At 59.2% G+C, this 19,575-nt stretch carries 22 protein-coding genes; 1 reads left to right on the top strand and 21 read right to left on the bottom strand.

Annotated elements, in window-relative coordinates; all coding sequences use genetic code 11:
* Positions 1–12: 12 nt before the first annotated feature.
* The 21 genes from FHW71_RS07555 to FHW71_RS07655 all read right to left on the bottom strand — a co-directional run bounded on the left by FHW71_RS07555 (position 13) and on the right by FHW71_RS07655 (position 18,790).
* The gene (locus tag FHW71_RS07555) at positions 13–1,248 is read right to left on the bottom strand and encodes a beta-ketoacyl-ACP synthase (RefSeq protein WP_179451288.1); all 1,236 of its coding nucleotides are present in this window, start codon (positions 1,246–1,248) and stop codon (positions 13–15) included.
* Positions 1,245–1,976, bottom strand: coding sequence for a 3-ketoacyl-ACP reductase FabG2 (locus tag FHW71_RS07560; RefSeq protein ID WP_179451289.1), 732 nt, complete (start codon positions 1,974–1,976; stop codon positions 1,245–1,247). The genes FHW71_RS07555 and FHW71_RS07560 overlap by 4 nt, the downstream gene beginning before the upstream one ends.
* The gene (locus tag FHW71_RS07565) at positions 1,973–2,446 is read right to left on the bottom strand and encodes a hotdog family protein (RefSeq protein ID WP_179451290.1); all 474 of its coding nucleotides are present in this window, start codon (positions 2,444–2,446) and stop codon (positions 1,973–1,975) included. The genes FHW71_RS07560 and FHW71_RS07565 overlap by 4 nt, the downstream gene beginning before the upstream one ends.
* Positions 2,439–3,596 carry a beta-ketoacyl-[acyl-carrier-protein] synthase family protein gene (locus tag FHW71_RS07570; RefSeq protein ID WP_179451291.1) on the bottom strand — a complete coding sequence of 386 codons (1,158 nt, stop codon included), beginning with the start codon at positions 3,594–3,596 and terminating at the stop codon, positions 2,439–2,441. Before FHW71_RS07570 ends, FHW71_RS07565 begins: the two co-directional genes overlap by 8 nt.
* On the bottom strand, positions 3,593–4,162 hold the full coding sequence (locus FHW71_RS07575) for a DUF3261 domain-containing protein (protein ID WP_179451292.1): 570 nt from the start codon (positions 4,160–4,162) through the stop codon (positions 3,593–3,595). The genes FHW71_RS07570 and FHW71_RS07575 overlap by 4 nt, the downstream gene beginning before the upstream one ends.
* Positions 4,159–6,480, bottom strand: a complete 2,322-nt coding sequence (locus tag FHW71_RS07580; RefSeq protein ID WP_179451293.1) for an MMPL family transporter — start codon at positions 6,478–6,480, stop codon at positions 4,159–4,161. Before FHW71_RS07580 ends, FHW71_RS07575 begins: the two co-directional genes overlap by 4 nt.
* Positions 6,446–7,057 carry an outer membrane lipoprotein carrier protein LolA gene (locus FHW71_RS07585; RefSeq protein ID WP_008102281.1) on the bottom strand — a complete coding sequence of 204 codons (612 nt, stop codon included), beginning with the start codon at positions 7,055–7,057 and terminating at the stop codon, positions 6,446–6,448. The genes FHW71_RS07580 and FHW71_RS07585 overlap by 35 nt, the downstream gene beginning before the upstream one ends.
* Entirely contained in the window at positions 7,054–7,470 is a 417-nt protein-coding gene (locus FHW71_RS07590) for a thioesterase family protein (RefSeq protein WP_179451295.1), read from the bottom strand. The genes FHW71_RS07585 and FHW71_RS07590 overlap by 4 nt, the downstream gene beginning before the upstream one ends.
* On the bottom strand, positions 7,463–9,157 hold the full coding sequence (locus FHW71_RS07595; RefSeq protein WP_179451297.1) for a glycosyltransferase family 2 protein: 1,695 nt from the start codon (positions 9,155–9,157) through the stop codon (positions 7,463–7,465). Before FHW71_RS07595 ends, FHW71_RS07590 begins: the two co-directional genes overlap by 8 nt.
* Complete coding sequence (locus FHW71_RS07600; protein ID WP_179451299.1) at positions 9,151–9,498, bottom strand: beta-hydroxyacyl-ACP dehydratase; 348 nt, start codon at positions 9,496–9,498, stop codon at positions 9,151–9,153. The genes FHW71_RS07595 and FHW71_RS07600 overlap by 7 nt, the downstream gene beginning before the upstream one ends.
* Positions 9,485–10,813, bottom strand: a complete 1,329-nt coding sequence (locus FHW71_RS07605; RefSeq protein ID WP_179451301.1) for an AMP-binding protein — start codon at positions 10,811–10,813, stop codon at positions 9,485–9,487. Before FHW71_RS07605 ends, FHW71_RS07600 begins: the two co-directional genes overlap by 14 nt.
* Complete coding sequence (locus FHW71_RS07610) at positions 10,810–11,364, bottom strand: hypothetical protein (protein WP_179451303.1); 555 nt, start codon at positions 11,362–11,364, stop codon at positions 10,810–10,812. The genes FHW71_RS07605 and FHW71_RS07610 overlap by 4 nt, the downstream gene beginning before the upstream one ends.
* A gap of 4 nt (positions 11,365–11,368) precedes the next feature.
* Positions 11,369–11,623 carry an acyl carrier protein gene (locus FHW71_RS07615; protein WP_101760886.1) on the bottom strand — a complete coding sequence of 85 codons (255 nt, stop codon included), beginning with the start codon at positions 11,621–11,623 and terminating at the stop codon, positions 11,369–11,371.
* A gap of 11 nt (positions 11,624–11,634) precedes the next feature.
* A complete protein-coding gene (locus FHW71_RS07620; RefSeq protein WP_007887282.1) occupies positions 11,635–11,892 on the bottom strand; it encodes a phosphopantetheine-binding protein in 258 nt (85 codons plus the stop codon).
* A gap of 3 nt (positions 11,893–11,895) precedes the next feature.
* Positions 11,896–12,693 (bottom strand): lysophospholipid acyltransferase family protein, encoded by a 798-nt coding sequence (locus FHW71_RS07625; RefSeq protein ID WP_008102296.1) that lies wholly within the window; start codon positions 12,691–12,693, stop codon positions 11,896–11,898.
* The gene (locus FHW71_RS07630) at positions 12,683–13,420 is read right to left on the bottom strand and encodes a beta-ketoacyl synthase chain length factor (protein ID WP_179451305.1); all 738 of its coding nucleotides are present in this window, start codon (positions 13,418–13,420) and stop codon (positions 12,683–12,685) included. Before FHW71_RS07630 ends, FHW71_RS07625 begins: the two co-directional genes overlap by 11 nt.
* 189 nt (positions 13,421–13,609) lie before the next feature.
* Positions 13,610–13,999, bottom strand: a complete 390-nt coding sequence (locus FHW71_RS07635) for a hypothetical protein (protein ID WP_179451788.1) — start codon at positions 13,997–13,999, stop codon at positions 13,610–13,612.
* A gap of 234 nt (positions 14,000–14,233) precedes the next feature.
* Positions 14,234–15,604, bottom strand: a complete 1,371-nt coding sequence (locus tag FHW71_RS07640) for an efflux transporter outer membrane subunit (RefSeq protein ID WP_179451307.1) — start codon at positions 15,602–15,604, stop codon at positions 14,234–14,236.
* Positions 15,601–16,692 carry an HlyD family secretion protein gene (locus FHW71_RS07645; protein WP_154152809.1) on the bottom strand — a complete coding sequence of 364 codons (1,092 nt, stop codon included), beginning with the start codon at positions 16,690–16,692 and terminating at the stop codon, positions 15,601–15,603. The genes FHW71_RS07640 and FHW71_RS07645 overlap by 4 nt, the downstream gene beginning before the upstream one ends.
* Entirely contained in the window at positions 16,689–18,356 is a 1,668-nt protein-coding gene (locus FHW71_RS07650) for an MFS transporter (RefSeq protein WP_008102306.1), read from the bottom strand. The genes FHW71_RS07645 and FHW71_RS07650 overlap by 4 nt, the downstream gene beginning before the upstream one ends.
* A gap of 2 nt (positions 18,357–18,358) precedes the next feature.
* Positions 18,359–18,790: a MarR family transcriptional regulator gene (locus FHW71_RS07655; RefSeq protein WP_008102308.1), complete on the bottom strand. Its 432-nt coding sequence runs from the start codon at positions 18,788–18,790 to the stop codon at positions 18,359–18,361.
* Between the two features lie 484 nt (positions 18,791–19,274).
* On the opposite strand from FHW71_RS07655, the gene FHW71_RS07660 reads away from it, so the two are divergent.
* Entirely contained in the window at positions 19,275–19,532 is a 258-nt protein-coding gene (locus FHW71_RS07660) for a biofilm/acid-resistance regulator YmgB/AriR (RefSeq protein ID WP_179451309.1), read from the top strand.
* The last annotated feature ends 43 nt before the right edge of the window (positions 19,533–19,575 follow it).

Raw genomic sequence — 19,575 nt, forward strand, 5'->3', positions numbered from 1 at the left:
GGCGACCTGCTATCAGGCCTCGCGCCAGCGTTTAAACACCAGCGAAGTATTAATACCGCCAAACGCGAAATTATTGGATTGGATATAATCCGTCTCAATCTGGCGCGCTTCGCCGATGATGTAATCAAGTTCACCGCATTCCGCTGCCGGTTGCGACAGATTCAGCGTCGGCGCAAACCAGCCTTCGCGCATCATCTCAATGCTCATCCAGGCTTCCAGCGCCCCGCACGCACCCAACGTATGACCAAAGTAGCTTTTCAGCGAAGAGATTGGTGTGCTATTGCCATAAATCGCCGCAGTGGCCTGACTCTCGGCGATATCGCCGCGATCGGTGGCGGTGCCGTGGGCGTTGATATAGCCGATCTGCTCCGCCGTAACACCGGCGGTTTTCAGCGCACGCTCGATACAAATCTGCATGGTTTCCCGCTGCGGCTGAGTGATATGCGCGGCATCGCAGTTGGTGTGAAAACCTACAAGCTCCGCATAAATGGTGGCTCCGCGCGCCTGCGCATGTTCCAGCGATTCGAGAATCAAAGTGCCCGCGCCTTCGCCAATCACTAAACCGTCGCGTTGCTGGTCAAACGGTGCGGGCGAGGTGTGCGGCGCGTCGTTGCGCTGGCTGGTGGCAAACAGCGTGTCAAACACCGCTGCTTCGGACGGACACAACTCTTCCGCGCCACCTGCCACCATCACGCTTTGATAACCGTGGCGAATCGCTTCCCACGCGTAACCAATCGCCTGGCTGCCCGAGGTACAGGCGCTGGACGTCGGAATCACCCGGCCGCGCAGACCGAAGAACAGACCCGCATTGACGGCGGTGGTGTGCGGCATCATCTGCACGTAAGTGGTACCGGTGATGTTGTTGGTGTGCTTTTCCGTCAGCATGGTGGCGAACTCACTCACCGGTCCGGTGCTGCCGGTTGAGGAACCGTAGGCAATGCCGGTTTCACCGTTGGTCAGCACCGGATGGTCGATCAAACCGGCCTGTTCCAGCGCGAGTTCGGTCGCGCGCGTCGCCATCAGTGAAACGCGGCCCATCGAGCGAATGCGTTTGCGCGTGTAATGCGCGGGCGGCGTAAAGTCGTCCACCGGCGCGCCAAGCAGCGTGTGCAAGCCGTCGTAAACCTGCCATTCCGGCATATGACGCACCGCATTTTTGCCCTGCCTGATCCGCTCAGCCACCGCGCTCCAGCTCTCACCAAAGGCAGTTACGCCGCCCATGCCGGTTACCACTACACGCTGAATCACAGCATACCTCCATTGATTGAAATCACCTGACGCGTGACGTAGCCCGCGATGTCCGACATTAAGTAGCTGGCCAATCCGGCGACTTCATCTGCCGCGCCCATGCGCTTCATCGGAATCAGCTTCATTGCTTCATCAATCACCAGCGGCTCAAGATCGGTCATGCCGGTATCAATCAAGCCGGGGGCGATGCAGTTCACGGTAATTTTGCGTTTCGCCAGCTCAATCGCCAGCGCTTTGGTGGCACCGATGATGCCCGCTTTGGCGGCGCTGTAGTTGACCTGGCCGCGATTGCCCATGATCCCCGATACCGAAGAGAGCGTAATAATGCGTCCGCCCTTGCGCAGGCCAATCATCGGCATCACGCACGGATGAATCACGTTGTAGAAGCTGTCGAGATTGGTGTGGATCACGCTGTCCCACTCATCATCGGTCAGCGCCGGGAACGCCGCATCGCGCGTGATGCCCGCATTGCTCACTACGCCGTAATAGGCGCCGTGCGCGGCAATGTCCTGTTCCAGCGCGTTGCGTGTGGCTTCGCGCTGCGCCACGTCAAACTGCAAGGTGCGCCCACATCCGCCCGCCGCCACAATTTCTGACAGCGTGTACGCTGCACCGGCGCTGTCGCGGTGATAATGCACCACAATCTCAAATCCATCCTGCGCCAGACGCTGTGCGATGGCGCGGCCAATTCCTTTACTTGCGCCGGTCACTAAAACGCTGCGTGTCATGGCTGAATTCCTTGTTGCAATTGAATTAACTCGTGTTCATTGGGCTGATAAGTATTCAGCCGCCCGCTGGCGATGATCGCGTCATCGCAGCGGATTTCCCCTTCAAAGCTGCCCAAGCGGTCGTCACGCATCAGCAGGCGCATTTCAACGCGCAGCGTGCTGTTGGCGGCGAAAAAGGCGCTGCTGGCACGATAGCCGCGTCCGCCAAGCAGCATGCCGGGACGAATCTCACTGTCGCCGCGCTGACGCGCATGAAATCCCGACCAGACGCCAACGGTCTGCGCCATGATCTCCACGCCGTACCACGCCGGTAAATCGCCCTGCGGCGTGAGAAACGGTGCCAGCACGCCCGTTGCGTTGATGCTGACTTCGCAGATCACGCTGTCGTCGGTGACCTGGATGACGCGATCCAGCAGCAGCATCGGCGCGCGATGCGGCAGATAGGCATCAACCGGCAGAAAATCACTCATGAGGCTTTCCTACAATCAGGCAGGTATTGTTCCCGCCAAAAGCAAACGAATTTGAGGCAATCACCGGACGCGCCAGCGTCTGCGGCGCGGTGATCAAACCGCATTCCGGCAGCGAGGTATCGCGTGCTGCCTGCGAGAAATCCTGTGGCGGCAGCGGCAGATGGTGCTGCAGAATCAGTGCAGCCAAAGCCGCTTCGGTCGCGCCCGCCGCGCCCAGCGTGTGGCCGGTAAGGTGTTTGGTTGAACTGCACGGCACGCTATCGCCAAACAGGCGATGAATCACCGCAGATTCCACCTGATCGTTCAGCGGCGTGGCGGTGCCGTGCAGGTTGATGTAACCGACATCCTGCGGCTGTAACCCCGCCTGTTGCAGCGCCATCCGCATGGCGCGCTCGGCACCGACGCCTTCCGGATGCGGCGCTGACATGTGCCACGCGTCCGACGATTCACCGCAGCCGAGCAGCGCCAATGGCTGCTGTTCGCGCGTCAGCAGCAGCAGCGCGGCAGCTTCGCCAATCGAAATGCCGTCGCGATCGGCGCTAAAAGGCGCGCAGTGACCTTCAGAGAGCGAATCCAGGCTGGCGAAGCCGTTAATCGGCATGCGGCTCAGCGAATCCGCGCCGCCCACCAGCGCCACATCCGCTAATCCGGCATCGATCAAACGTTGGCCGCTGATGATCGCGCGCGCGCTGGAGGAGCAGGCAGTAGAAATGGTGTAAGCCGGACCATCCAGTTCTAAATAGTGCGCCAGGAAGCGCGACGGATCGCCAAGCTCCTGCATGCGGTAATCGTAGCCCGGTAATGCGTCATCCACCTGACGATCGCCTTCATCGACGCCGGAGGTGCTGGTGCCGAGCACAATCGCCACGCGCTCGCGCCCATATTGCGCGATAGCCGCATCCAGTGCCGGGCGTATCTGCGCCAGCGCGGCCAGCAGCAGTTGATTGTTGCGGGTGTTATGCGCCGCCAGCGCAGCAGGAATCAGCGGCAACGCGCCCTGCACTTCGCCCAGCCAGCAGCGTTTGCCGTCCTGCAGCCAGCCGTCGCGCGGTTGCATGCCTGGCGCTTCACCGGCTTGCAGCTGCGCGGCAATCTGCGCCAGGTTATTGCCCAGCGCATTCACCATGCCAGAGGCGGAGATGTAGATCATGATGAGGCATCCAGATGTTGGATTTGAATCTGATAGCCAAAGGCGCGTTGATCGATGCTGATCGGCTCGCGCAACTCGCCGCGCTGCAGATAGCGAATCAGCATCACCACCTTACCGGACGGATCGCGCAGCTCGCGACGATCGTCGATGTCGGTTAACGTCCAGCCACGCGGCAACTGCGGCTGCCACGCGCTGATCGGCCAGTGGCTGAGCATTACATCCGCCAGCACCTGACTGGCGGGCGGCATTTCCGGCAGCGCTATCATCTGCTGCGTGTGAATGCCGTTTTTATCATAGGTGACGCGGAACAGGCGAATGCCAAGCGATGACAAACCGGCGAGGCTCAGCTGTTGCGAATCAGCGCTTAGCAGCACCAGCAGCGACTGGGTTTTGCCTTTGGCGTGGCCGGTCAGCAACTGCTGCTGAAACGCTGGCGAAATGCCCGGCGCTGGCAGCGTGACGCGCACGCCCGGTTTCAGCCACGCGCTCGGTCGATTGAGATCGCTCTGATGCTGCGCGCAGCCGCTTACCAGCAGGCTCAACAGCAGCAAAATGCCCATTTTCATCGTTGCTTCCTTTTCCCCGGAGCCAGCGCCAGCGGCGCCAGCAAGAATGCACAAAAAATCCCGCTGCACAGCACGGTACCAAAACCGCTGATGGCGGCGGTGCTGCTGAACACCAGCATGCCGAGCGTTAACAGCGTGGTCATCATCGCCAGCGTCACCGCCAGCATCGAGGTTAACGGCGTGCCGCGCGGATTGCTGAAGAACAGCGTGTAATTAATGCCGATGCCCAGCACCAGAATCAGCGCCAGCAAGGCAAACAGATTGAGGCTCGCGCCGATCCAGCCCAAGGTCGCCAGCGCCGCCGCCAGCGACAGCCACGACGGCAGCGCGCTGCGCATGCCGGCTTTCACGCCCAGTCGCAGCATGTAGCTGGCGGTAATCAGCAATAACGCCAGCGCCAGCAATCCGCTCAGCAGCGTGCGCCAGAAGCGGAACAGTTCATCATAGCTGGCCTTGCGATCGACCCAGCTGACGCCCGCCTGTTGTGACGCCAGCTGCTGCAGCGCGGTGCTGTTTTTAACGCCGCCGATCGGCACCAGCACGCTGCTGCGTCCGTCCGGCAGCGACAGCCACAGCAGCCGCCAGCCTTCACTCAGCGGGCTCGCCAACCAGTCGGCGGCGGTCACCGGCATGGAGCTGAGATTGGCATTCGCCACCGTGATGCCCGCCTGCTTCAACCGTTGCAGAATGGTGGGTACGGCCTGCTGTAGCAGCGCCACATCCTGCTGCTGCTGCGCCAGCGAACTGAGTGGCAGCACGCGATAACTCGCAAACCAGCCTTGCTGCTGCGCCTGCTGCAGCTGCGGTGCCAGCGCGCTCAGCCGCTGCAATGCTTGCTGTTCATCATCGCCCCACACCACAAACCAGGTTTGATCGGCCTGCTGACCGGTCAGTTGCGCCAGCTGACGATCCTGCGCTAACAGTTGCGCCGGTGCGCTTTGCAGATGCGCAATATCATCATCGACCTTAAGTTGCAGCATGCCGCTCAGCGCATAGATCGCCACCAGCGCCGGTAAGCCGCGCTTCAGCCAGTTATTGCGCCGCCACGCGGCCAGCCAGCGCGCCAGCCACACCATTGCCGGAATCGGTCGCACCGGTAAACCGCGCACCAGCCACGGATAAAAACAGATCACCGTCAGGCAGGAAGCGCTCAATCCGCTGGCAGCAAACACCGCCAGCTGGCGCAAGCCGGGGAACGGTGCCAGTAGCATCAGCAGCCAGGCAATCGCTGTGGTGCCCAGCGCCAGCAGCAGCGTGCCGCGTACCTTATGCAAACTTTGCCACGGCGTGGCCTGCTCGCCGTGCACCATGCGTTCCGTCAGGTAGTAGAGCGTATAATCGGCCGAGATACCGACAATGCTGAGGCTCATCACTAAGGTGGTGAGGTGCAGCTCACCAAAACACAGCAGCGTTAGCACCGTGCCCGCCATCGCGCCAATCGCCACCGACAGTGCACAGAGCGCCAGCGGCCGCAACGAACGGAAAACCAGCCACACCAGCAGCAGCAATCCCGCTAACGTCGCGCTGCCAAGGGTTTCAACATCACGCTGCGCGCGCTGGCTGGCATCGTCGCTAAACAGCACCGTGCCACGCGTCAGCAGTTGCGCATCCGGCCAGCGAGTTTTCAGCTGTTGCTCTAGCTGATTGAGCGCGGTCACCAGCTGATGGCTCTCTTTGATACTGAAAGCATTGCTCGCCAGTTCGCCGTGAAGGAAATACCAGCGGCGCTGCTGCGCATCGTTGACCGTCAGCCAGCCGTTATGCAGCAGCATTTTGTTGGCACTCTGCTGCATCGCCAGCTGTGCGCCGCGCACCAGCAGCAGCGGATCGTTGCCGATCTCTTTGCTGCCGACGCCCGCGAAGGCCGAGAAAAGCTGCGCCAGAATCCAGTCAGCCTGCGTGCCGCCGCCGTTCTGCAAGCGTGCGCGCGTGGCCGGATCGATCAAACCATTGCGATGCTGAAACGCATAGGCGCCCCAACGCTGCATTTGATCGTCATCCAGCGCGCCGCTGACCTGTTTCAGCATCGGCAAGGCTTGCAGCTGCGCTTGCCACCAGGCCGCGACCGCATCGCCGTCTTGATTGTTGGCGCTCACCAGCCACACCAGTTGACGATCGAGGCGCTGCATAAAGCCGTGCTGGATCTCCGCTGGTGCCTGGCCGAGATTCTGCTGCGGCAATAACGCCAGCACGCTGCTGTTCAGCTGGCTGCGCGGCAGCAAAACCGCCAGCGCCAGCGCTAACGTCAGGCACACCGCCAGCCACAGCAGCGCAACGGTTTTCTCACTGCGCTGGGGCAAAACGGGCTCGCTCTTCATCAGTCAATTGTTTAGGTTCGGTGCGAGTAGCGCTTAGGGTGATTTCGGTTTTATCGCCCTGCTTGTCATCCAGCGTGATGCGGTTGAGGAACGCTTCGCCCTGCAGATCGATACGGTTAAAGATCTTATTCAACGGCGCGGCTTTCGGCGTCAGGCCCAGCTGCCAGCGGTTGTTGCCCAAATCGTGGAAATCGAGTTCAAAGTTCTCACGCAGTACCTTTTCATCCGCCTGGAACAGCGCGCGCAACAGATGGTTGAACTGGAACATCTGCGGATTGCTGTCGGCGGTGATCACCTGCGGCGGCTGGCCGCTCATGCTCTGCACCATGCGCTTGTCATCGAGGATCAGCATCAGCGGGAACGGCGTGGCTTGCTGCCACCACAAACCCTGCTGCTGAGCGATCAGCAACTGACCGCGTGATACCAGCGGCTGCGCCATGCCAGCAATGGTGCGCACCTGAACAAAATTGGCGCGGATCACCGGTTGACTGGCGAAGCGCTGTTGCAGCTGCTCAAGCGTGACCGCGCTGGCGTTGGCACAGATCACCAGCAGCAGCAGACAAAGGGTTCTGATCACGGTTTCACTCCCAGGCGTTCAAACAGAATATCGGGCGAGACAAAACACATCTCCTGCGTGGCCGCATGCACCGCCACTTGCAGCGTGTGTGCTTTGGTGGTCACCTGCCCCGCCGCATTGCGAATCACGTAATCGATGCGCAAACGGTTTTCGTATTCGCTGATACTGGCGGCGACGCGCACCACCTCTTCGCAGCGCAGCGGTTGGCGGTATTTCACGTGGGTATCCACCACCGGCCAGACGTAGCCGCTGGCGGCCATTTCGCTGTAGCTGTAATTGACGCTGCGCAGCAAGGCTTCGCGCGCCACTTCAAAAAAGCGGAAATAGTTGCCGTGCCACACCACGCCCATCGGATCGCAGTCGTGAAACGACACGGTAATTTCCACCTCAGCGCGGTAGTTGCTTTCACTCATCGCGGCTTTTCTCCTCGGGCAACGTCCAGAAATCGTAAAAGTTAAACCAGTCCAGCGGCGCCATCAGCGCGTGCTGTTGTAAACGTTCGGCGTAGCGATCAACGGTGGCTTGTAACGCCTGCTGGCGCTGCGCGCGCGGCAGCGAGAGCGGATTGGCAAAGGCTTCGCAATGCACCCGCAAGCGGCCCTGTTCGCGCAGGGCGAACATCAGCAGCACCGGACAGCGCAACGCTGCCGCCAGCACAAAAGGCCCCTGCGGAAACGGTGCGCGCTGGCCCATAAATTCGCTCCACACCACGCGACGCTCGCCGCCGCGCTGGCGATGCACGGCGGTACGATCGCCAACAATCGCCACCCATTCGCCGGCATCGAGTTTTTGCTGCAGCAGAATGGCGGTGTCCGGGCCGATATCGGTGACCGGCATCAGATTGACGCCCGCCTGCGGCGCAATGCTCTCCAGCACCTCGCGGAAGCGCTGCGCATTGTCGGTAAATACCAACGCATTAATCACCAGTCCGCTGACCTGTTTGGCCATCGCGCGGCAGGCTTCGATATCACCGAGATGCGAGGCGAGAATCAAATGACCTTTGCCTTCGGCGGCGCGAATGGTGGCTTCAGCACCGGGCGCGAAATCAATGTCGCGTCCCCATTGCAGATCGCCGCGCCAGCTGGCGACTTTATCCAGCATGCTGTAGCCGAAACGCAGAAAGTGGCGATAGCTGTTGAGCGGCGCAGGTAGCGCGATGTTCTGCTGCTGCGCCATCGCCCGCACCCGCGTCAGCCACTGCTGCGAGGCGGCGCGCGCGGTGCGTCCGGTTAGCCAGTAAACCGCCACCACCGGCCACAGCAACAAGATAAAAGGTAAGCGTCCGGCACGACGATAAAGCCACAGCATAAAGCGCAAACCGCTCTGCCCGCGCCGTTCCGGCGTCGCCGACCAGTGTTGCGCATCGCCACGCTGGCGCAGCAACTGCGGGATGCGCGGCAACATGCCGAAGAACAGCCGCGTGTGCATCCACGAGATGCGCAGGTTGTCACGCAGTGCGTCAAAGTGCGACACGCCGCTGGCCGGATAGGTCACGCGCGTGGTGATAAAACGGCTCGGCGTGCCCTGCCAATAGAAGCGCACCATAATTTCGGTGTCGAAATCCATGCGCTGACCAATGGGACGTCGATCGCACAACGCCAGCGACGGTGCGAGCGGATAGACGCGGAAGCCGCACATGCTGTCTTTCAGCGAAAACGACAGCGTTTCCACCCACACCCAGAAATGGGTGATGTAGCGGCCATACAGGCGCGATTTGGGAATCGAAGCGTCGTAAAGCGGCTGACCGGAGATCAGGCAGTGCGGATAACGCTGTGCTTCGGCTAGCATACGCGGCGTGTCTTCCACCTGATGTTGGCCATCGGCATCGAGCTGCAGCGCGTGGCTATAACCCGCCGCCGCCGCCGCGCGCAGGCCGGCAATCACCGCCGCGCCTTTGCCCTGATTGTGCGGCAGCGTCAGCACCTGCAACTGTGGCGCATCCAGCGCTGCAATCTGCTGTTTGGTGCTGGCATCGCTGCCGTCATCCACCAGAATCACCGGCAAGTTGAACGGTGCCAGCCGCGCCAGCACCGACGCCAGCATCGCGCCGTGGTTATAGCAGGGAATCAGTACGCAGGGCGTGAAGTCAGGGCTTAACACAGGCGGATCTTCCCGCTGCTGGCGATCGTCGCTACGTCGCCATTGATCAGGCTGTAGCTGAAACTGAGCAGCGATTTATCTGCCTGCCACTGCAGCTGTAATTGCAGTTCGGCATCCGGCGGCACCGGCTGCTGAAACTTGATATTGTCGATGGCGGCAAAGGATTTCCCGACAGCTAAACGCATCAGGCCGTAATGCAGCGCCCAGTCGAGCTGCGCCACGCCCGGCAGAATCGGCAACGTAGGGAAATGGCCGTGAAACCAAAACAGATCGGCGGCAACGTGCAGGCGCAATGTCAGTGCATCGCCCTGCTGTTCAGCATGCAGTTCAACCGGCAACATCAAACAACTCCTCAATTTGTGGCCAAGCGCGTTTACTTTGTGCGGTGACAGGAATGGTTGTCACCACGCGCCAGTAGCGCGGCATCGCCACCGGCTCCAGCCAGGGTTGCAGCGCGCGTTTCCACTCAATTTTTAGCTGATGCAGCGTCGCCGCATCCAGCATCTCAGGCAGCGCCAGCACCACGCCAATCGCGTGACGACCGTGACGCTGAATCGCCAGCGCAGCGGCATCGTCCACGCCGGGCAGCGCCAGCAAGCGGCGTTCAATTTCACTTAGCGAGACGCGCTTATCTTCAATCTTCACCACGCGATCCTGACGTCCCGCCAGCTGAAACTGGCCGGACGGCTGCTGCACGATACGATCGTCGAGCGCGCAACCGGCATCGGTTTCCAGCAAAGCGGAAAACACCCGCCAGCGTCCGGCTTCCTGCTCACGTAAGGTAATCTGCGGGAAACAGTGCCACAGCGCGCGCTCCTCGCTGGCGCAGCGCCAGCCAATCACGCCGGTTTCGGTACTGCCATAGATTTCATCAACCGTGCAGCTTAGCGCCTGTTGCGCATGCTGCGCCGCCGTCCACGGCAATGCGCCACCGGCGGAGACGATCAGCTCACAGCGCGGCCCGGCCAGCGCAGGATCGAGACGACGTAAAAACGCCGGGCTGCTGATCAACGCGTAGCGACGATCGGGTGATTGGTCGGCCAGCTGTTCGCTGTAGAAAATTTGCTGCGCGGCGAAGGGTAAACCCAGCGCCATCGGCAGCACGATACGGAAACTCAGGCCATACAAATGTTGATGGCTGACGGAGGCAATCACATGGCAATCCCGTAAGCGTGCGCCCCACAAGGTGTTGAGCCAGCGGGCTTCGAGATCCAGCGCGCGCAGCGATTTCACCACGCGACGCGGCGTGCCGGTCGAACCGGACGTAAACAGCACCAGCGTGGCTTCGGTGGCGATCGGCGGTAATGCGTCGCTCGCCAACGCGCCATCCCAGTACAACTGCGGCAAGGATACCGCCAGCGGCATATCGCTGATCACGCCATCGAGGCTATCGGCCATCTCTTCCAGCTGAGCCGCGCGACAGTGTCCGGGGATCACCGGCGTTTTACCGGCGTGCCACAGCGCCAGCAGCGCGGCGGTGAAGGCATAACTGTTGTCAAAACACAGCGCCCAATATTGGCCGGGCTGATTTTGCAGCCGATCAACCAGCGCCTGCACCTGCTGACGCAAAGTGTGCAGCGTATATTGTTGTTGGCCGTGCCAGGCCACAATGCGATCCGGCGCGCTGAGCCAGTCGCGAAGGCTATGTAGGTTCATGCCTGTTTCCTTATGCGCTGACGCAGCAGCCATTCGCCGCCCATCAGCGTGCCCATCAGCAAATAGCTGATGCACCCATTCCAGAGTGTCCAAAGCGTGACATCATTGAGCAGGCAGGTGAGCAACGCCACGCTGCCGTTGAAGATGAAAAAGCCGCACCACACTTGCGTCACGCGGCGGGTATAACGCACCGCGCGCGGTGGCAGATCCGGTTCGCGCAGCCGCGCCAGCCGCTCCACCAGCGACATTGGGCTCCACAATGACGCGCCAAACAGCAGCAGCATTAGCGCATTGACCACCAGCGGATACCACAACAGCAGATGTTGCGATCGCAGCAGCAGGCTGGCGAGGCATAACGCGCTGCCGACCAGCGCCAGTAGCAGCATCACGCGCGCCATCGGCCCGGCGGCGCGGCGCAGCGTCCAGACGCGCAGCACAAACAGCAGCGCCAGCAGAGCCGTCACGCCGCGCCACTGTGGCTGGGTGATGGTTAACCACACCAGAAACGGCCACGCCAGCAGCGCCACGCCGTTTAGCAGCCGCAGCAGCATACGATCAGGCTTCGTCGCGCATCAGTTGGTCGACGGCATCCACCACGTCCTGCACGGTACGCACCGCGCGGAAGGTTTCCGGTTTGATTTTGCGGCCGGTACGTTTTTGCAGATGCACCACCATATCCACCGCATCGATGCTATCCAGCTCGAGGTCTTCATACAGGCGAGCGTCCGGACGAATATCGTCTGGCTCAATTTCAAACAGCGAGGTGAGCAGCGAAGCCACTTCCTGGTAAATCTCGTTTTTGTTCATCATGTTGACTGCTCTCAGGCTTGCTGTTGTTCAACAAACGCGGCCAGGGTAGCCACGGAAAAAAAGTGCGCGCGCAGCGTTTCGCTCTCGGCTGAGAGCTGTACGCCGAAGCGATTTTTCACCGCCAGTCCCAGCTCCAGCGCATCGATTGAATCGAGGCCCAGCCCCTCGCCAAACAGCGGCGCGTCGGTTTCGATGTCGTCAGGGCTGATATCTTCCAGATTCAGCGTGTCGATAATCATCTGTTTGATGTCGTTAATCAGTACTTGCATAACTTAGTTGGTCTCGTCAGGCACCAGCGCCTGTTGCAGATGACGCGTCAGACGACGTGCGGCCAGCGGCTGCGCATCCTCTTCAGCTTCACTAAAGGCGTGGCTAGCAATACGCGATTGTACGCGTACAGTAAAAATCGGTTTAACCAGCGGAATCTGATACCAGCGGCTTTGCTTATCGAGCATGCGCTCGGTGCAGCTAATGTGTACCACGCGCAGATCGCAGCCAGCGCGCACCGCAATGTTGGCAGCTCCGCGCTGTAACTTCAGCGGCTCGCCATAACGCGTGCGCGTACCTTCCGGGAAAATCAGGATGGTATCGCCGCGCGCCAGACGCTGTTGGCTGTCCGGCAGCAGCGTATCGGCTTCGCTGTTAATCAGGTAATCGGCGGCGCGAATCACGCCACGGAAGAAAATGTTGTGCTGCAGCTCGGCTTTTACCAGGCAATCCATCTCCGGCAGCACCGACGCGATCATCACGTAATCGATCAATGACGGATGGTTGGCGACGATCAGGCAGCCGCGATCCTGCCGCAGCTGTTCTGCGCCAATGATCTGGTAATCGTACACGCCGACAAAACGGCAGAAACGCAGGAAGCAGCGGAAGCTCCACGCAATGCTGCTGCGGGCAATGTGGCGACGACGCAGCCCATCGCGCTGCACCAGCAGCAGAAGATTGAACCAGATCAGCGACAGCAGCAGGCCGCCCACGCTGAACAGCGTGAAGCTGACGGCGGTCATAACCAGCCGCCAGTAATAGTTGAAACCTGGACGCGCCTGCGCCAGCGAATTATCCACCATGCTGACGCTCCCAGTGCCATTGATGGCGTTCGCCAGCCACGCTAAAAGCTGGCGTGTTGTGCAGCATCGCCGCCAGGAATTGCAGACTTTGCGGCAGAACGTCATGCGGATCGGAGGGTTTGCCGGCTTGCGCTTCGCAGCGCCACGCCTCGCCCGCGCGCAGCAGCAGCGCCACCGCGTAGGGCGCATTAAAACGCTCGATTTCCGGCAGCCACGGACGATAGTAATCCGGCACCACGCCGTCAAAATCCACCAGCAGCACCTGCGCGTAACCCGCCTGATGCAGCGCCGCTACTTCAATCAAACCTTGCTGGAAGCTATCGATACCGGCCGAAATCGAGGATGAAACCAACGGCTGACGCGCGGCGATAGTCAAACTGCCCACCGCAGAGTTGTGGACCGACATGGCGAAATCGGTCGGCGACAGCGCTTGCTGCTCCGCCAGCGCGGTGAGAATGCGCAGATTGCGTTCCAGTTCGCCGTGGCGACTGGAGAAGACGATGGCGTCCACGCTTTGCCGCGCCAATAGCGCCAGCCCGCACTCAACCGCCGCACGGCTGCCTGGGCTGAGACGACGCGCGGTCATCATCGGCAAAAATTGGGGTTTCGCGATAGGTTGCGTGGCATCTAACGCCGGTGCCTGTTGCGCCCAACGTTGCCACTCTTCTGCGGTGCTGTTGCCCGGCGCAATGGCGTGCCAGTCAACAAGGGAGTAAGCGAGTTTCATACCTGTATTCTTTCTTCAGCCTCAGGGATGGTCAGATTTTCGCTGCGCGGCATCCCTTCCTTGCTCTCAATACCCGTCATCCCATGCGGATGTCGCCGATTAACAAGGCGGGCACATGGCCCGCCTGTTTCTATTTCGGCAGCGTGTCGGCTAACTTTACAACATTATGTCAGCAATCACGCTTCGCGCTTATTTAGCGGCTTCGACCGCCAGACGCGTTTGGATGCCCTGACTCAGGTTCTGAATCCAGCGGTTGTAATTACGGTGAATCTGACCGCTACCGGCTTTCAGATTCTGGCTGCTGACATACTGGATTTGATAGCTATTCGCGGTGTAATTCACGCGAATATCTGCGGTATGTCCGCGCTCGGCCAGGTGACCATTCATCGCGCCTGGACCGGCTGGCGTCATCACCCAATGGTTAGCGGCACCTGACTGGACGATCGCCTGCTTCATTTGGTCATCCGAGTAGCTCTGACCCACGGTCTGGCTAACATTCTCGATCGGCGCGGTACGTGGCGCGCAGCCGGTTAACAGGACCGCAGATACTAACAAAGCAAAACCGATTTTCTTATTCATCATTTCCTTTTCTTCCCCTGTCTTTGCAAGCCGCCTCAGTGAGCGACCGCGCTGGTAAACTTACCAACACTGTTCCGTTCAGACTGTGTAAAGCGGGCGGATAATAACATTATTTGTAAAGACAAGTAAAAATAAGCATGAATCACTTAAGAATCGTTTAATGCCGATTTAAAACTATTCACAGGCCCTCTTACGGCGGAATTTCTACCGAAAAATGGCCTTGTCGCATGATGTTTAACCCTGCCAGCCGCCACCGAGCGAACGATAAAGATCGATTTGTGCCAGCAGCAGCGTATTTTTCACTGACACGATATTGAGCTGAGTGCTAAATAGCGTGCGCTGGGCGTCCAGCTCATCCAGATAAGAGGCGTAACCGTTTTGATAGCGGTTATGCGCAATGCGATACGCTTCCGCCACGTAACCTTCCTGCTTCTGCAACTCTTCAAGCTGCTCCTGACTGCGGCGAATGGCATCTAACGCGTTATCCACATCGGAGAAGGCATTGCGCACCACTTTCTCATAGCCATAAAGCGCCTGATTGCGCGTCGCCATCGCCACATCAACCTGAGCAGTCAGCGCTTCGCGATTCAGCAGCGGTGCCAGAATGCTGCCGCCGATGCTCCACAAACGGAACGGATTATCCAACAGCTGATGCAGTTCGCCGCTTTGCAAGGTGCCGCTGGCGGTGAGATTGAGCGACGGCAACAATTTGGCCTGGGATGATGCCAGTGACGCGTCGGCGGCCAGCAGCTGGCGCTGCGCCTGCACGATATCCGGCCGGCGATTCAGCAACTGCGATGGTAGCAGCGATGGCAAGGTTTGCGGTTTGATGTGGTCGAACTGGCTACTGCGCGCAATTTCACGCGGGTTCATGCCCACCAGCACGCTGAGCGCGTTCTCCTGCTGCTCGATCTGATGCTGCAGCTGCGGGATCTGCGCTTTGGCGGTTTGATATTCCGAGGCGGCCTGCATCCATTCGAGGCGCGAGGTGTAGCCGGTTTCAAACTGGCGCTGCGCCAGATTGAGCGAGTTTTCGCGCGTTGCTAACGTCGCTTCAGTGACGCGTAACTGCTCATCAAGTGCGCACAAGCTGAGATAGCCCGATGCCACCGAACTGGCAACGGTGAGCTCAGCGGCAGACGCGGCGGCACGCTGCGCATCCAGCGAAGCTTGCGCGGCGCGAATGCTGTTGCTGCGGCGGCCCCATAAATCCACTTCATAGTTGGCCTGCAGCAATCCCTGAAACACCGCGTTTTCATACGGCTGACCGGTCGCCGCCGACAGCGCACGCTGATGCGTAGCCGCAACGCCCGCCGACAGCGTCGGGAAATTATCGCCCTGCGCGGCACGTAATTCGGCACGGTATTGATCGACGCGTGAACGCGCCGTGAGAATATCGCTGTTGTGCTGCAACGCCTGCGTAACGAGGCGATTGAGATCGGCATCGCCAAAGTTCTGCCACCACTGCGCTTCCGGCAGCGCATGCGGGCCAACCTGTTGACGCCAGCTATCGGGAATCGGCAACGATGACGGCGCTTTTTCCACTTCCGTCGCACAGCCGCCCACCATTAATGCCACGCACGTGGCTAACAGTAAGCGCTTCATGGCGCATCCTTGTGCGGTTCAGCGGCGGTATCAATGCTCACTTCCACCGACATGCCAGGACGCAGCGCCTGCAGATCGTCGTTAAGAATTTTGATGCGCACCGGAATACGCTGGGCAATTTTCACAAAGTTGCCGGTGGCGTTATCCGGCGAGATAGCGCTGAATTCGGAACCGGCGGCAGGCGAGATAAACTCGACGCGGCCATCGTAATGCCTACCGTCCAGCGCATCGACGCGGATGTTCACCGGCAAACCAGGACGCACGCGCGCCAGCTGGGTTTCTTTGAAGTTGGCGATGATCCATTTGTTTTCCGGCACCACCGAAGTCAATCGCGTGCCAGCGGTAACATAGGTGCCTTTACGCACCGACAGCTGGCCAAGCTGGCCGCTGTCCGGCGCGATGATGCGTGTATTCGCCAGGTCGATGTTTGCCAGCTCTAACGCCGCCTGCGCGCTGGCGACATCGCCTTGCAGAGAAGCCTTATTTACCACCACGGTTTGCAGATTCTGTTGTGAAACGGCAACCTGTGCATCCGCCTGACGCAACTGCGCCTGCGCCTGGGCATTCGCCGCGCGCGCGGCATCGCGTTCACGTACCGACAGCGAACCGTCAGCCGCCAGATTCTCTACACGCTTAAGATCGAGGCTGCTTTTCAGCGCCTGCGCTTTGGCATTTTCCAGCGCGGCTTTGTTGCTGAGAATGTTGGCTTCGGCACTTTTACGCTGCTGCTGGTTATTGTTCTGCGCGGCAATTTTCATATCCAGCTGCGCCTGCGCCTGATGCACGCGCTGACGGTAAATACGATCGTCGATGGTCATCAGCAGCTGGCCTTTGGTCACCGGCTGCAAATCCACCACGTTAACCTCGGTCAGATAGCCATTCACCTGCGGGCTAATAAAGGTCACCTGGCCTCGCACGTAGGCGTTTTCCGTCGACTGAACGGTGCTGGTGAACGGCCACAGCTGCCAGGCATACAGAATCACCAGCACGCCGACGATAACAATGCCGCTGCCGGCGGCGATGGAAAGAATGCGTCGGCGGTTGGTGCGCTCGCGCTCTGCCGCCTGAATGTCGTCCTGTTGGCTCATGAATTCTCCGTCGGGGTTACTGGTTGTGCCGCATTCATTTTGGTCTGACGCCAGTTGATATAGCGTAAACGCGTCAGGCGATACAGCACCCAGATTAAGGTGATGAAAGCCAGCGCGGCGGTAAGAAGATAGGTGTCGTTATAGGCCAGCACGTTGGCTTGCAGCGTCGCCACAATTTGCAGCTGGCTGCTGCTTTGCGCGCTGAGCAGCACGCTATCCGGCAACTGGCTGCTGAACAGCGAGCTGTACTGGCTGAGGCGTTCGGTGACGTTGGGATCGAGCTGCGACAGCTGATCGCCCAACAAGCTGGAGTGATATTTTTCGCGCCACGTCTGGAAGGTGCCAAGAATGGCCGCGCCGATCAAACCGCCTAAGTTCTGGCTCATGCCAAACAGCACCGAGAAGCTCACCAAGTTCTTCGGCTGCGTGACCACGCCGCCAATCCCCAATAGCATGGCGGGCCCGAGGAAGAAGGCGCTGCCGAAGCCGAGTAAAAACTGGCTAAAGTAGAGATTATTGGCTCGCGTCAGCGGGCTGGATTGCGCATCCATGAGTGAGGCGACGATCATCACCACCAGCGAGGCAACAATCGGCCAGCTCAGATGCGTAGGTTTGATGGTTAACGCGCTGGCGATCATGCCGCAAATTACCCCGGCGATGATCGCTAACGCCAGACCGCGCATCTGATCGTTGAGTAAACCGAGTTGCTGCAGGAAACCCACCGCGCCGGTGTTTTGTTCGGCCAGCAGAATACGCATCATGATCATCACAATGCCGAGCCGTACAATCATGCCGTTGCTGAGCCAGCGCGTGTTGATCAACGGATTCTTGCGATTGTGCTCGACGACGATCGCCGCCACGATTAATACCAGCGCCAGCGCCAATGCCACACCGAGCCATGGCGTGCTGAACCACCATTCGATACGTCCCAGCGACAGCACCGCACACAACAGCGCCATGCCCGGTGCCATCAGCATAAAGGTGAGGAAATCCATCTTTTCAAACGCTTTGATGCGGTCGCCGGGCGGCAGTTTCACCACCAGCACGCAGCCCAGCGAGATCAGCGCCAGACCGAGTTCAAACAGGTACAAACCGCGCCACTCTTGCAGCTGCAGCAGTTCAGTGGAGAACAATCTAGCCAGCGGAATCGCCAGCTGCGACGCGGTGATACCAATCACCAACGCTTTAAGCCGATGCTTCGCCGGCCACGCCTGAATTTGGTAATAGATGCCGAGCGAACTGAGCGCCGCACCAACCATGCCGTGCGCGGTGCGCACAATGATGGCCGAGCTGAGATCGTTGGCCAGCAGGTGGAAAAACGCCACGATCACATACAGCACCAGAAACGCTTCGGTGAACAGCCGCAGACCAAACTGCTGGCGGAACTTCACCAACAGCAGGTTGATAGAAATGTTGCCCATCACATACACCGCAGGCAGCCAGGCGATCTCATTGCTGTAGGCGCCAAAAGTGCCTTGCAGATTGGTGAGGTTGGCAGAGACCAACGCATTACTCAGCGCGCCGGTAATTGAGATCAGTAAGCCGATGATGCCAAATGCGATGCGCTTTGATGGCGAATGCAGCGGCGTTGAGGGCGAGCCCGGCAACATCGGCTTTTCATGTGGCAGCCATTCGCGTGGGGCATAAGGATTACGTTTCGCCACAGTTAAACGCTTCCCAGACGCGCCAGTAGTTGTTTCAGCACCTGTTCCGTTATCGCCAGCGATTCGGGATCGATATCCGCCAGCAACTGCGCACGTAGCGCATCGGCCTGGGTTTTCACTTCGGCAAAGGCCACGCTGCCTTGCTCCGTCAAAATCAGCAGGCGCTTGCGGCGATCTTCCGGCGGCTGCACGCGCGCCAACAGCTGCTGTTTCACCAGGCGATCGACCAAGGGCACGACGCTGGCCTCTTCCAGACCGAGCAATTGCGCCAGAGCTTTTTGCGTTGGCGGCTCGGCGGCGGTAGCGACGCTGGCAATCGCCATCCAGCTACTCATACTTAATCCGCTCTCTTTGAGCCGACGATCAACGGCCAAACGCCACGCGTGCGCGGTGAGATGCAGCAAACGAGAAAAGGGTTGCGGATAGTCGCTCAAAACGTAGTGGCCTAATGGTTAGGTATCTAACTAAACGGGAGCGTTATTATAGGCGAAGCCGCTCACCAATGAAAACCTTGCTTACATTAGCAAACGTAGTTGTCACGGCAAAAAATCTCCAGCTTTCTGTATCAGTTGTACAACTCGCGGATTTTTTTGCTGTTCCTGCATAGGTTTGTATAGATTTTAGAAAACATTACAAATTATAACTCTTTGTTAAATATACATTAGCACAAATTGCTTAAGATCCTTGTTGTACAAGTTAATCCAGATTGTATAAGTTTACATCCCGCGAGCCAGCTGATGGCTCCGTAACGAATGATGCACTTTGCGTCGCCTCTGAAGGTGTTGTGGATTTCCACCTTCAGAGGTGTCTTTTTGCGTTGGTTGATGAGTTGGGTGGTGCGCGCCTGTCCGCGTGCACGTTTTTTCATCATGGAGCTGAAGGCACATTGCCATCAGGCCGATCTTAAGGGCTTCACATATGCAAAACGCCGCAAACAGTAGCGCTGCCATCGCTGACTACTTCAAACTGGCCGGAAACAGCGACAGCAGTGAGATGGAAGTTTTCGGGCAGATCATCGCCGAAATCCTGCATGCCGGTATGCCGGTTTCCAATAAAGCGATTATTGCATCGCTGATTAACCGTCTTGAGATGGAAAGCGATGTGATTCAGCTGGATATTTATCGCCACCTGCTTGAATTGGTTGTGAATAAAACACCTGACGATCTCGCGGTCTAAAGCCGGATTCCAGGGATGGAATCACCCTCACCTGCCCCAACGC

This window comes from Enterobacter sp. Sphag1F (genome assembly GCF_014193275.1).
Taxonomy (GTDB): Bacteria; Pseudomonadota; Gammaproteobacteria; order Enterobacterales; family Enterobacteriaceae; genus Pantoea; species Pantoea symbiotica.